This is a genomic window from Vibrio cidicii (genome assembly GCF_009665415.1).
GTDB lineage: Bacteria > Pseudomonadota > Gammaproteobacteria > Enterobacterales > Vibrionaceae > Vibrio > Vibrio cidicii.
On record NZ_CP035921.1, the window covers coordinates 878187 to 891418 of the forward strand.

13 protein-coding genes are annotated in these 13232 nt (G+C 48.4%); 5 read left to right on the forward strand and 8 right to left on the reverse strand.

All coding sequences use genetic code 11. The annotated features are described in order from the left end of the window. Positions 1-20 precede the first annotated feature (20 nt). The 3 genes from EWA64_RS05015 to EWA64_RS05025 all read left to right on the forward strand — a co-directional run bounded on the left by EWA64_RS05015 (position 21) and on the right by EWA64_RS05025 (position 1208). Entirely contained in the window at positions 21-689 is a 669-nt protein-coding gene (locus EWA64_RS05015) for a tellurite resistance TerB family protein (protein ID WP_061894942.1), read from the forward strand. A gap of 120 nt (positions 690-809) precedes the next feature. Further along, positions 810-1013, forward strand: a complete 204-nt coding sequence (locus tag EWA64_RS05020) for a YaeP family protein (protein WP_011079742.1) — start codon at positions 810-812, stop codon at positions 1011-1013. Between the two features lie 3 nt (positions 1014-1016). Next, the gene (locus EWA64_RS05025; protein ID WP_061894943.1) at positions 1017-1208 is read left to right on the forward strand and encodes a DUF4250 domain-containing protein; all 192 of its coding nucleotides are present in this window, start codon (positions 1017-1019) and stop codon (positions 1206-1208) included. 71 nt (positions 1209-1279) lie between these two features. Here the strand turns inward: EWA64_RS05025 and EWA64_RS05030 are convergent, their stop codons facing one another. Then, a complete protein-coding gene (locus EWA64_RS05030) occupies positions 1280-2644 on the reverse strand; it encodes a sodium-dependent transporter (RefSeq protein ID WP_061894944.1) in 1365 nt (454 codons plus the stop codon). Between the two features lie 319 nt (positions 2645-2963). On the opposite strand from EWA64_RS05030, the gene EWA64_RS05035 reads away from it, so the two are divergent. Next, positions 2964-5504, forward strand: a complete 2541-nt coding sequence (locus EWA64_RS05035; RefSeq protein ID WP_061894945.1) for an Ig-like domain-containing protein — start codon at positions 2964-2966, stop codon at positions 5502-5504. An 84-nt stretch (positions 5505-5588) separates the two neighbouring features. On the opposite strand, the gene EWA64_RS05040 is transcribed toward EWA64_RS05035, so the two are convergent. Beyond that, on the reverse strand, positions 5589-6332 hold the full coding sequence (locus tag EWA64_RS05040; protein WP_061894946.1) for a YggN family protein: 744 nt from the start codon (positions 6330-6332) through the stop codon (positions 5589-5591). Between the two features lie 213 nt (positions 6333-6545). On the opposite strand from EWA64_RS05040, the gene EWA64_RS05045 reads away from it, so the two are divergent. Next, positions 6546-8465 (forward strand): RecQ family ATP-dependent DNA helicase, encoded by a 1920-nt coding sequence (locus EWA64_RS05045; protein ID WP_425315137.1) that lies wholly within the window; start codon positions 6546-6548, stop codon positions 8463-8465. On the opposite strand, the gene dinB is transcribed toward EWA64_RS05045, so the two are convergent. The 6 genes from dinB to nqrE form a co-directional block, all read right to left on the reverse strand. Beyond that, positions 8452-9516, reverse strand: a complete 1065-nt coding sequence (gene dinB / locus EWA64_RS05050) for a DNA polymerase IV (protein ID WP_061894948.1) — start codon at positions 9514-9516, stop codon at positions 8452-8454. The genes EWA64_RS05045 and dinB overlap by 14 nt on opposite strands. 95 nt (positions 9517-9611) lie before the next feature. After that, the gene (locus EWA64_RS05055; RefSeq protein WP_061894949.1) at positions 9612-9845 is read right to left on the reverse strand and encodes a DUF2789 domain-containing protein; all 234 of its coding nucleotides are present in this window, start codon (positions 9843-9845) and stop codon (positions 9612-9614) included. A 121-nt stretch (positions 9846-9966) separates the two neighbouring features. Continuing rightward, the gene (nqrM, locus tag EWA64_RS05060; protein WP_061894950.1) at positions 9967-10200 is read right to left on the reverse strand and encodes a (Na+)-NQR maturation NqrM; all 234 of its coding nucleotides are present in this window, start codon (positions 10198-10200) and stop codon (positions 9967-9969) included. Positions 10201-10219: 19 nt separating this feature from the next. Next, the gene (locus EWA64_RS05065; protein WP_061894951.1) at positions 10220-11224 is read right to left on the reverse strand and encodes an FAD:protein FMN transferase; all 1005 of its coding nucleotides are present in this window, start codon (positions 11222-11224) and stop codon (positions 10220-10222) included. Between the two features lie 153 nt (positions 11225-11377). Further along, positions 11378-12601 (reverse strand): NADH:ubiquinone reductase (Na(+)-transporting) subunit F, encoded by a 1224-nt coding sequence (gene nqrF / locus EWA64_RS05070; protein ID WP_061894952.1) that lies wholly within the window; start codon positions 12599-12601, stop codon positions 11378-11380. Positions 12602-12634: 33 nt separating this feature from the next. Continuing rightward, positions 12635-13231 (reverse strand): NADH:ubiquinone reductase (Na(+)-transporting) subunit E, encoded by a 597-nt coding sequence (gene nqrE, locus EWA64_RS05075; RefSeq protein ID WP_039430321.1) that lies wholly within the window; start codon positions 13229-13231, stop codon positions 12635-12637. Between the last annotated feature and the right edge of the window lies 1 nt (position 13232).

Below are 13232 nucleotides of genomic sequence, written 5' to 3' on the forward strand. Positions count from 1 at the left end.
GTTTAGTCAGGAGAGTCGTCATGGATCTAAAAAGCCTTATAAATCAAGCACTCAACTCTGATCTTTTAAAACAAGGTTCAGAGGCATTGAACAAACAGACCCAAAATCTCAAAAACAACACCAACGCCAGTCAACTCAAAACACTCGGTGCTGGCGCATTGGGTGGCGGCCTCATCGGCATGCTGATGGGTTCGAAAAAAAGCGGAAAGATGGCCAAGAAGCTCGGCAAGAATGCACTCAAAATTGGTGGCGCCGCAGCCTTAGGTGCGTTGGCTTATAAGGTTTACAACGACTGGCAAGGAACTCAACCAAACACTGGCGTGACGGAAGCTTACGACCCACAAGACAATCACCACTCAGTGCTGATCATCAAAGCGATGATTGCGATGGCCAAAGCAGATGGTCATATTGACCAGCAAGAAATGGCCCAGATAGAGCAAGCGCTCAGTGAGATGAACGCCGATGAACGGGTGCGACAACTCGTTCAACAAGAGCTACAAAAGCCCCTCGACCCAACCGACATTGCCAAGTTAGCGACATCACCACAACAAGCAAGTGAAATTTACCTCGCCTCGCTGATCATCGCGGACGAACAAAGCTTTATGGAAAAAGCGTATTTGCAAGAACTGGCTAAGCAGCTACAGCTGGCTCCTGAAGTCCTCGAACAACTTGAACTGCAATTGCGTTGATGAATCTTTGCTCAGGGGGAGCATTAACTTGCGCCAAAACAACTCTGAGCTTTGAGTTTCAAAACCACACTGTGTATATTTGAGAGCAGTTATCATTTGTTTAAGTTCAAGGAAAACGCCATGCAAGTATACGGCTGTTGTGAGTTAGTTCGTGAGCTTTACGCTCAAATTGGTAGTGGTGATCAAGGGTACATTCCACAAGCCATTTCATGTGCAGTGAAAGCATTGAATGATATTGCGGCAGATGAATCACTACCGAAAGAAACCCGTGAGAAAGCCGCTTTTGCCGCCGCCAACTTACTCATTTCCGATTTTGAGGACTGATTGATGAACTTGGCAAACTTTGCATCCATGGATCCGATCATGTTGATGAGCATCGTCAACATGAAGCTGCGGGACGATTTTGCCGGTGACCTCGATAAACTCGTGTGTTATTTCGATATTGATCGTGCAGCATTAGAAGCCAAATTGGCCACCGCGGGTTTTGAGTTTCTGCCCGACGCTGGACAATTTCGATAGATCCTAGAACCTATTAACGTAAAAAGCTTGATGCCACCGCATCAAGCTTTTTTATCTACTGCTCTCTGGCGTTAACCAAAAGAAGCCCAAATCACCGTTGCCACCAGCACCGGACAAACGAACTTCACATACGAAGGCCAAACTTTACCAAACCACCCCAAGGTGAACTCAGGGTTGCCTTGTTCAAGTTCTTTGATCTTGCTAGAGCGGCTCCACACCCAACCACCAAACAAACAGAACATCAGAGCAGCGGTAGGCTGAAGATACTGCGTTGCGACGGTGGCCACCAACCCAAACAGCGCGCCGAAGTTGTACACAATCACCACACTGAACAGGGCAATGAGGCCACCCAAGACCCAACTCGTGGTGCTGCGTTTGGTATTAAAGCGCTCACCGACAAGCGCAACTGGGCACTCCAACATCGAGATAGAAGAAGTGAGCGCGGCAATCGTCAGCAGCAAGAAAAACACCACAGCAAATATCTGACCGAGAAGCCCCAAGCTATCAAACATCAGCGGTAGCACGGTAAACACCAGCGTGTCTGAGCTCAGTAAAGAGCCATCTTCCGCATAGATTTGCACCCCTTTCTGCATCGCAACAAACATCGCAGGCAGCACAACCAAACCGGCAATAAAGGCCACAGCAGTATCGACCAGTGTGACATTCATGGCCATTTTCGGTAAGTTCTCTTTTTTGCTGAGGTACGAACCGTAGATCAGCATTGAACAGCCACCAATGGTTAACGAGAAGAAACCTTGTCCCATAGCCGCCAGAATCAGTTTTCTATCCCACACCTTATCGAAATCAGGCACTAGGTAGTGTTTTAGCCCTTCCATCGCGCCATTTTGCGTCATGATATAGACAAACAGCACAGCAAAGAGCACAAACAGAGCTGGCATTAAGCGGGTTGACCACTTTTCAATACCTTGTTTCACGCCACCTTGCACAATCAAAATCGTCAGCACATAGAAAACCAGGGTACCAAACAGGTTACGCTCAGCGCTAAAGCCTTTAAACCACGCACTGGCTGCATCGAGACTGAGCAGATCGGTGATGGCTCCTAGCATAAAGCAGATGATCCAACCACCGACGATGGAATAAAACGCCAACACGGCGCTTGGCACGCTAAGACCAATCCAACCAACCAGCCCACCAACTTTTTTACCGACAGGGTGACCGGTGAGTGCGCGCATACTATCGACGGGGTTTGCTTGCCCATGACGACCAATCGCCATCTCCACCACCAGCATTGGAAAAGCAACGATCAAAATCATGACTAAATAAACTAAAAGAAAAGCACCACCACCATTTGAGGCGGCTTGTGTCGGGAAGCCCCAAATATTCCCTAAGCCAACAGCCGCACCCGCTGCCGCTAGAATAAAGCCTAATCGAGAACCAAAATGTTCCCTCGGTTGAGAAGTTGTTTGCTGTGACATACGACCTAACTGCACTTGTGAACTAGTTAGCTAGTACAATACAGAAACATGTTTGGCATAACAATCTTCAACTGGTCAATAACTCGACACTTAACAAAAATATCAGACAATCACATCGTAAAATTTGCCATACACACCAGCTTTACTTTCCATAGAACACCTTGAAGTGCGCCGAAAAATTGATGTCGAGTGCTGTGATATCAGTGAACTGTACGTGATATCGAGGGAGTAAATATCATTTAATCAGCAATTTAGCCTGCAAAACGCTCCAACTTGGCTACTTATTACTCTTGAGATATTTTTATTAATGGAGAGAAAAATGAGAGTCACTTTGTTATCAAGCGCGCTGATCAGTGCGCTTGGCGTCAGCTATCAAGCGCAGGCTTATAACTGCCAAAGCCTAGCGACATGGAATAGCAGCGAGATCTACACATCCGGTAGTCAAGTTCAAAAAGAGAACCAAGCATTCGAAGCCGCCTACTGGACTCAAGGCAATGATCCTGTCACGAACTCTGGCCCTTGGGAGGCATGGAAATCGCTTGGGCAATGTGACAACGGTGGAGGTAATCTACCACCAAGCATCACCTTCTCTTCTCCAACCAATAATGCAGAAATTCCTGAAGGCGCGAGCATCACTTTGTTGGCGAATGCCAGCGATGAAGATGGCCAAGTTAGCCAAGTCAAGTTTCTTGCAGGAACACAATTGATTGCGGTGGTCACACAAGCACCATTTGAAACCCCATGGACAGCGGTGAAAGGTACCTCTCAATTAACGGCCATTGCCATGGACAATGAAGGGGCAATCCAGTCCACCAACGTCAACATCAGCGTGTTGCCCCAGGGAGAGCTTGCGCCACCAACGATTTCTCTGACCAGCCCAACCGGAAGTGAAACACTGAGCGATAAAGACCGCTTAGTAGTGAGCGCTCAAGCGGCAGACAGCGATGGCATCGTGACGCAAGTGGAGTTCTTCGTCGATAATCAATCGGTCTTTGTAGATACCAACGCGCCTTACGAGTACCTCTGGAATGCGGTTGCGGGCACCCATACATTCAAAGCACAAGCGACCGATGATGCCAATTTAACCACCATGAGCCAAAACGTCTCATTGGTTGTCAGTGGCAGCCATTCTGGTGGCTGCGCGGACGTGGCTCCTTATCTGGCTGGCACACGCTACGAAGCGGGTACGCTGGTCTCCAATCTCAATCAGAAATACCGTTGCGATGTCGCAGGCTGGTGTTCTTCTGATGCCGCTTGGGCTTACGAGCCTGGCGTAGGCCAATACTGGCAAGATGCTTGGAGTGGATTGGGCGCGTGCTCAACCCCACCGCAAATTACCATCACCTCACCGAATGACGGTGCGGTGGTACTCGCAGGCAGTAACCTAACCCTCAGCGCTGATGCTAGTGATGCCGATGGCAGCGTCACCCAAGTCGAGTTTTTCGCCAATAACTCGAGCTTAGGAGTGGTGACTCAGCCTCCCTACGCACAGACTTGGAGTGCCACTTTCGTTGGGGCCAATCAGCTAAAAGCGATCGCAACCGACAATGACAACAACGTGAGTGAGTCGGTGGTCAATGTCACGGTCAGTGATCAAGCGCTTGTCGTCACGCTCACTTCACCAACGGCTGGCCAAACGGTGGGTTTGGGGAAAAACGTGACCCTAAGTGCCGACGCGACCTCCCTCACTTCCGCGATTAAGCAAGTCGACTTTGTCGTCAACGGCAGTGTGATTGCAACCGACAATAGCGCTCCGTACTCTGTCTCTTGGACACCTGCGGCGATCGGTAACTTTACCGTCAGTGCTCAAGCCGTCGACTTAGCGGGTAATCAAGCACTCTCGGAAGCGGCGGCAATCAAAGTGGTTGAACAGTCGGAAAAACGCCACAAACTGATTGGCTACTGGCACAACTTTGTAAATGGGGCTGGCTGTCCGATACGTCTCGCAGACATGTCAAACGCATGGGATGTGATTGATATTGCTTTTGCTGACAACGATCGCAACAGCAATGGCACCGTCCACTTCAACCTTTACTCAGGGGATATTTACAGCAGTTGTGCGCCGCTTGATCCGGTCCAGTTCAAACAAGATATGGCGACACTGCAAGCGCAAGGTAAAAAGTTTGTACTTTCCCTTGGCGGAGCAGAAGGCACCATTACTCTGAATAGCGATCAAGATGAAGCGAATTTTGTTTCTAGCTTAACCGCACTGATCAAAGAATGGGGATTTGATGGACTCGATGTGGATCTAGAAAGTGGCTCAAACCTTGTCCACGGTTCGCAAATTCAGGCAAGATTGGGCAGAGCCCTACTGCAAATTGAACAAAATATCGGTGGTGACATGTACCTCACCATGGCACCAGAACATCCTTACGTTCAAGGCGGTATGGTGGCCTACAGCGGAATTTGGGGAGCCTACATTCCGGTCATTAACGCCACTCGTAGCACACTCGACTTACTTCATGTTCAGCTCTACAACAATGGTGGATTACCCAACCCTTACCTACCGGGCGCCGCTCCTGAAGGCTCTGTCGATATGATGGTTGCACAATCTAAGATGTTGATCGAAGGCTTTGAACTCGCCGATGGCACTCGTTTTGAGCCGCTTCGCGACGACCAGGTAGCCATTGGCCTTCCTTCAGGGCCAAGCTCAGCTAACTCTGGCCAAGCGCCGACTCAAAATATCCTAGATGCACTCGATTGTTTAACATTAGGCACAAAATGTTCCACGGTGCGACCGGCGTTCAACTACCCGAATTTTGGTGGCGTGATGACGTGGTCAATTAACTGGGATGAGCATGATGGGTTCAATTTCTCCAAACCTGTGGGAGATAAATTAACGCAAATGAATGCCCGCTAAGTGCGAGTGTCTATAACAAGAGAGCACCTCAATCGGTGCTCTCTTTACTTCGTCAGTTCATCACAACCCGATACAATACACGTGTTAAATAGTAAAGACTTGATAGTTCTTCAGTTCTGGAATTTTTTTCAGCATCTCTTGCTCTTGCGCCGCCATGTCATCCAGTGAGTCACAGAAATCTTGTGTCTGCTTTTCCACCTCTTTGCTATGCGCTTTTACCTTCTCTTCGACCTTTTTCTTAAGCTCAGCCATGCTGTCTGAGAGCACTGAGAGGTTAAAGCCACCCTCGCCTTTCATTTTGCTCGAAAGAGCCTCAAAGGCGCTGGCAAAAAACTCTTTATTGAAAATCTCTTGAGCGCGCTGGAAATCCTCTCGCCAAGATTGGGTCATCGAAGAGAAACTCTCCGCCGGCAGAACCAACTCGCCCTCTTGGTAATAACGCGATTCAACCTCGGCGAAGAACTTACCCACCGCCTGTTTGACGTTATCAAAAGCGCCAGGCGCATCCAAACTGGCTGCGACGTCATCAATCACATCATTAGCAAACGCTAATCCATCGGCAGCTAATTGCTTTGCTTTTGGCAGATAGGCGTTGAGGTTTTCACGATAAGATTCGATAGCGGCTTGTTGATCTTGGCTGAGTTCGATCTTTTCCCCGTGAATGTAGAGATTGTTTTGGCTATCGACGCGAGCTTTATCACCATTTTGTTGATGAACTTCCACCGCTTCACCGTCGAGGCGAATTTCATTTTTGATGTCGACACGGCACTGCGCCGCAGAAACCGAGAATGTGGTTAGCATGGAGATCAAAACGGCTAGCTTTTTCATGGCGCTTCCTTAACGATTTTCGCCAAACTATAACAGCTCGTAATAGGTATTTTGTCAGTAAATTGTCACAACTTATCGTACACATCAAGGCCGTAAACTGACGGATTTCTCCACTTGATTCATACTATTGTCCTTCTTCTACACCATGAGATTTGCTGGCTTTCCGGTTATGATAATCAAGAACGTCACAGGAGAGAATGGAACATGAGCGAGATGAACCTCGAAGCAACACTCAAATCGGTATTTGGCTTTGACCGTTTGCGCCACGGACAACAAACGGTGATAGACAACGTGCTGTCGGGACACTCGGCCGCGGCCATATTCCCCACAGGTTCTGGCAAGTCACTCTGCTATCAGCTTCCGGCCCTGTGCCTACCTCACTTAACTTTGGTCGTTTCCCCACTGATTGCTCTGATGAAAGATCAACTCGCTTTTCTGCACAGCAAAGGCATTGCCGCTGCGGCCATCGAATCAGGTCAAGCCAAAGAAGAGACTCAGGCGGTGATGAACGCCGTCAAACAGGGGCAAATAAAGGTGTTGATGATCTCGGTTGAGCGGCTGAAGAATGAACGCTTTCGTCAATTTATCTCAGAAGTGGCTATCTCGCTCATGGTGGTCGATGAGGCGCACTGTATCTCGGAATGGGGCCACAATTTTCGCCCAGATTATCTCAAACTGCCTCAATACCAACGTGCATTAAACATTCCCCAAGTGCTGCTGCTCACCGCAACGGCTACTCAAGCAGTGGTCAAGGATATGCAGGATAAATTCGCCATCGCGCCACAGCATGTCACGATTACTGGCTTTTATCGCCCAAACTTGGATCTCTGTGTCTCGCCTTGTCGCGAGGAGAATAAAGGCGAGGCCTTGTTAAGTTTGTTGGCGCAAGACCCTCATGCGCCAACCATTGTATACGTTACTTTGCAGCACACGGCTGAAGTTGTCGCTCAAATGCTACAAACTGCGGGTGTGAAAGTGGCGGCTTACCACGCAGGTCTCGATCACAGCGTGCGTGACGCCATTCAAAGGCAGTTTATGCAAGGCGAACTCGATTGCATTGTCGCTACCATCGCCTTTGGTATGGGCGTCGATAAAGCCGATATTCGCCGCGTAATCCACTTTGACTTGCCCAAATCGATTGAAAATTATGCGCAAGAAATTGGCCGTGCCGGACGTGATGGAAAGGCGTCACAGTGCATTCTGCTCGCCAATCAAAATGGCTTGAGCGTGCTGGAAAACTTTGTCTACGGAGATACCCCAGAGCTGGCCGACATTGAACATGTTTTGAGGCAAATTGCCAATGCGGGTGAGCGATGGGAAGTGATGCTAAATAGGTTGGCAAATGAGGCCAATATCCGTCAACTGCCGCTAAAAACGCTGTTGGTTTATCTCGAACTGGCTGGGCAAATCGAAGCGCAGTTTGCCTATTTTGCTGATTATCGTTTCAAATTTATCGACAGCGCCAATGCGATTTTGCAGCGCTTTTCCGGTGAAAGACGCCAGTTTGTGGAGGCCATTTTCCACTGCTCTGCACAATCCAGAGTATGGTGTCAAACCGATTTCGAAGCACTTTGGCTCACCTACCGCGCCGAAAGACAGCGCATAGTGGCCGCGTTAGAGTATTTTCATCAGCAAGGTTGGATCGAACTGGAAAGTAAACAGATGACCGATGTCTATCGGGTGTTTCCGTTCCAAGAGCCACTTAGCACGCTAGCTGAGCGCTTGTATCAACTGTTCAAGGACAAAGAGCGGAGTGATGTCGCTCGCATACATCAGATGCTCGACTTTTTCCAAGCAGATTCCTGCCTAAGCTACACCCTTGCCAGCTATTTTGCCGACAGCCAAGCGCCAAAGCACTGCGGACATTGTTCGGTGTGCCGAGGCCAAGTGGCGCATCTGCCGCTTGAAGTGGAGCAAACTTTTCCAAACGACAAGGCGCAGGATTGGCTCGATGAGTTACAAGCGCAAAGTGCAACGCCATTGAGCGCGGAGTTGATCACTCGTTTTCTCTGTGGCATCAATACGCCATTGCTGACCAAACTGAAAGCCAAGAAGCTAACGGGTTTCGCCAAGCTTGAGAGCGTGCCATACAGCAAGGTTTACCAACAAGTAGAGCAGCTTAGAAAAAGCTAAGTTGCCGAGTTTGTTCTTGCGGTTTTAGCATCACGCTCAATCCAAGCAGGCGAATCTCGCGCCCTTTTTGCCGTTGCAGAACATCTTGTAGCAACTGACGAAAATAGGCCAAATCCAGCTCACTGTGCACATGTTCAATGGTGGTGAGTTGGAAGTCGGCAAATTTCATTTTGATCCCTTGCTTGATAATCGCTTTGTCTGGGTTGGCTTTTTGCAAACGCTTTTCCAACTCGGGATAGAGCTTTTCTTCAATCACTTGCCAGCACTCTTGATAACTGGAGATGTTCTGACTAAAAGTGCGTTCAACGCCAACGGATTTTCGTTCACGTTCAACCACCACTTCGCGTTCATCAATGCCATGACTGCGTTTCCACAACGATCCCCCTAAACGGCCAAAGTGGCGTAGCAGCTCGCGATAATCACTGTTTTTAATGTCTTCACAACGATAGAAGCCTGCTTGATGGAGTTTTTCTAGGCTCACTTTGCCAACCCCAGGGATCTTTTCCAGCGGCAGTTTATCCACCACCTCCTGCACTTTCTCTGGCGGAATCACAAATTGTCCGTTGGGTTTGTTCATATCCGAAGCCACTTTGGCGAGAAACTTAATTGGCGCGACTCCGGCTGATGCTGTCAGTTGCAGTTCCTGCCAGATATCACGGCGAATCGCTTGTGCGATTAACGTGGCAGAACCATGACATTGGGTGGAGTCGCTGACGTCTAGGTACGCTTCGTCCAACGAAAGCGGTTCGATAAGGTCGGTATAGCGGGAGAAGATTTCCCTGATATGTCGCGAGACCTGGACATACACCTGCATCCTTCCCGGCACCACCAGTAATGAAGGGCAAATCTTGAGCGCTTGCGCGGTTGGCATAGCACTGCGCACACCAAATTTGCGCGCCTCGTAATTACAGGTACTGAGTACCCCTCGCTGCTTTTCATGTCCACCGACCGCCAAAGGGCGGCCACGATAATCGGGATTGTCGCGCATTTCTACTGCGGCATAGAAACAATCCATATCAACGTGAATGATTTTTCTCACGCGTTCTGACATTTTGCGCCCAGACAATACTGTTTAAAAAAACAGTATAATAACGACAATCGATTTTGCAAAGCAAGACGTCGCTGATGTCACGCCATGGGCTAACATTATTTGCGCAGCATCACGTCTAACTGGTCGACCAACTCTGCCCAATCTGCATCTTCTTCAATCGCTTCACGCAGAAAACTCGCTTGAGCTTGGGTCCAAAAACTGGCCTGGTGCAGTGGTGTGGTGTCGCGTGGATAACGGTGAGCGTCGATAAACTCATCTATCTCCCTAGGTGAACTGCCAAGCCCTAACTGTTCAAACAGCTCAGCCATGCCGTGTTGATGAAGTTGCATAGTACCTCCTGACATCACAACGGTTTTCAAGTCCAATTTCCTAAGTATAGAACCAAGTGCTAGCACATACCCCTGCAAAGAAAAAACAACCCAGCCGAAGCTGGGTTGAGTAATGACAAGGTCATGCTATGCGGTCTTTTTCCCACTCTGAGAGTTTTTGTGCCCGGGCCGCTTCTCGTGCTTCACGCTTTTTACGCGCATCACACGGTTCTGGGCAGTTGCAGACTTTTTCAATACCAACCGCGCCCAAACCACCACAACTTCCTTTCACCACTTTTTTCTGGAAGATATAACCCACTGCCATCGCGGTAATCACCGTAACAAACACCGCAAAGGTAATTAGAAATGTACTCATACGCTTAAACTCAATCCTGTCATTTTTTCACAAATGGTTGGTAGGCTTTAGAAACCAGCTCTTTAAAACCGTCATCCGTTTTTACAATCATCAGTACGGGGATGTTGTTTTGGTTGGCCAATTCCATTCCTTTGATATCGCCAAGCACCATCAGTCCCGTCGCTAAGCCATCGGCGGTCATGGACGACTTATCCAACACCGTCACCGACACCACTTTATTGGCGATTGGTTTACCGGTCGTCGGGTCAATTATATGTGAATAACGGACCCCATCGCGCTCAAAATAGTTGCGATAATCGCCAGAAGTGGCAATCGCCATATCACCCGGCTCAATAATTTCTTGAATCGCACGTTCTTCAACAGAGGGCTTTTCGACAGCAATACGCCAAGGAATACCTTCACGGTTGACGCCTTTCAGGCGAATCTCTCCGCCCACTTCAACCATATAGTTGTGAATGCCTTGTGATTGGATGTAATCAGCAACCACATCAACTCCCCAACCTTTCGCAATGGTAGAAAGATCCACATACAGATGCGGCAGGTCTTTGCTCAGTTTATTACCATCAACTCTCAGATGATGAATACCAGTGTTAGCTTTACGCTCTGAGAGTTCCGCATCGCTCGGCACCACTTCTGGGCGCGCTTCTGGGCCAAATCCCCACAGATTGACCAACGGCCCGACCGTGACATCCAACGCTCCTTGGGTCAACTGATTAAGACGAATGGCTTCCTTCACTACCGTTGCGGTTTGCTCAGAAACAGTAAACGGCTCTGAACCTTGGTATTGGTTAAAACGGCTCAGCTCTGAATCTTTGCGATAAGTCGACATCTGATCGTTAACTTCTTCCAACAAGCGATCCACTTCGGTTTGGATCGCTTCTGCGCTCGGGATGTCGGATTGAACGATGTATTTTATATTATACGTCGTGCCCATGGTTGGGCCGCTAAGATGAACTTGTTCTGCAGGCTTTTCACAACCAGCGAGAATCAATAGAGAAGCAAATGCAACAAGCCACTTTTTCACTTGTTTAACTCCTATTGTGGAATGGATATAGAAAATAGGTGCAAAATTTGACCTCCATTTTCTATATCAACTCTATTGCGTCAAAAACATTTAATAAGAAAAAAGAATGGCTGACCCACAAGAGCCAGCCATAGTTTCAGTCACTTAGCGGAATTAACCACCGAAGTCATCCAGTAGGATGTTTTCGTCTTCAACACCAAGATCTTTCAGCATGCCGATAACAGCCGCGTTCATCATTGGTGGACCACACATGTAGTATTCACAATCTTCTGGCGCATCGTGATCGCGCAGATAGTTTTCGTACAGTACGTTGTGGATGAAGCCAGTGTAACCATCCCAGTTATCTTCTGGTTGCGGATCAGACAGCGCACAGTGCCACACGAAGTTTTCGTTTTCCGCCGCTAGGCCATCGAAATCTTCTACGTAGAACATTTCACGCTTAGAACGCGCACCATACCAGAAAGACATCTTACGTTTAGACTGCAGACGTTTTAGCTGGTCGAAAATGTGTGAACGCATTGGTGCCATACCTGCACCACCACCAATGAAGACCATTTCTGCATCGGTATCTTTGGCGAAGAACTCACCAAACGGACCAGAAATCGTACACTTATCACCCGCTTTTAGCGACCAGATGTAAGAAGACATCTGACCCGGTGGTACGTTTGGATTGTTTGGTGGCGGTGTCGCGATACGAACGTTCAGCATGATGATGCCAAACTCTTCCGGATAGTTTGCCATGGAGTAAGCACGGATAATCGGCTCATCCACTTTTGAAACATAACGGAACAGGTTGAATTTGTCCCAATCACCACGGAATTTTTCCGGTACATCGTAATCTGCGTACTTCACTTCGTGTGCAGGCGCTTCAATCTGAATGTAACCACCCGCACGGAATGGTACAGACTCACCATCAGGGATCTGCAGCTTAAGCTCTTTGATGAATGTCGCTTTGTTATCGTTAGAGATAACCGTACATTCCCACTTCTTAACGCCGAAGATCTCTTCTGGAAGTTCCAGATCCAGATCGTTCTTCACGGCAACCTGACAAGCCAGACGCTCACCTTCACGTGCTTCACCTTTAGTAATGTGGTCAAGCTCGGTAGGCAAAATGTCACCACCGCCAGATTTGATTTTTACGCGGCACTGACCACATGAGCCACCACCACCACAAGCAGACGAAACGAACACACCAGCACCAGCCAGCGCACTCAGCAGTTTGCCGCCTGGCTGCGTTACGATCGCTTTTGCAGGATCGCCATTGATAGAGATTGTAATGTCACCTGTTGGTACCAGCTTAGACTTGGCGAACAAAATCACCAGCACTAGAGCTAGAACAATCAGAGTAAACATCACTACACCAAGAATAATGTCCATTGACTATTCCTTTATTGTTGCGGTTTACCCGACTTACAGTTGAACACCAGAGAAAGACATAAAGCCTAGCGCCATCAAACCTGCTGTGATGAAGGTAATACCCAAACCACGCAGACCAGGAGGTACGTCAGAGTACTTCATTTTCTCACGGATACCTGCAAGAGCGACGATAGCTAGCATCCAGCCCACACCAGAACCGAAACCGTACACGACAGATTCAGCAAAGTTGTAGTCACGTTGTACCATGAAAGATACACCACCGAAGATCGCACAGTTTACTGTGATCAGCGGTAGGAAGATGCCCAGCGCGTTGTACAGAGGCGGGAAGAAGCGATCGAGGATCATTTCTAGAATCTGTACCAGTGCCGCAATTACACCGATAAAGGTAATAAAGTTCAGGAAGCTTAGATCCACTCCCGGAGCCAATGCATCTGGCTTCAACACTAGGTTATACACCAAGTTGTTAACCGGAACGGAAATGGTCAGAACCACCACAACCGCAACACCTAGACCAAACGATGTCTTTACTTTCTTTGATACAGCCAAGAAGGTACACATACCCAAGAAGAAAGACAGTGCCATGTTCTCGATGAAAATCGATTTAACCAGCAAACTAATATAATGTTCCATG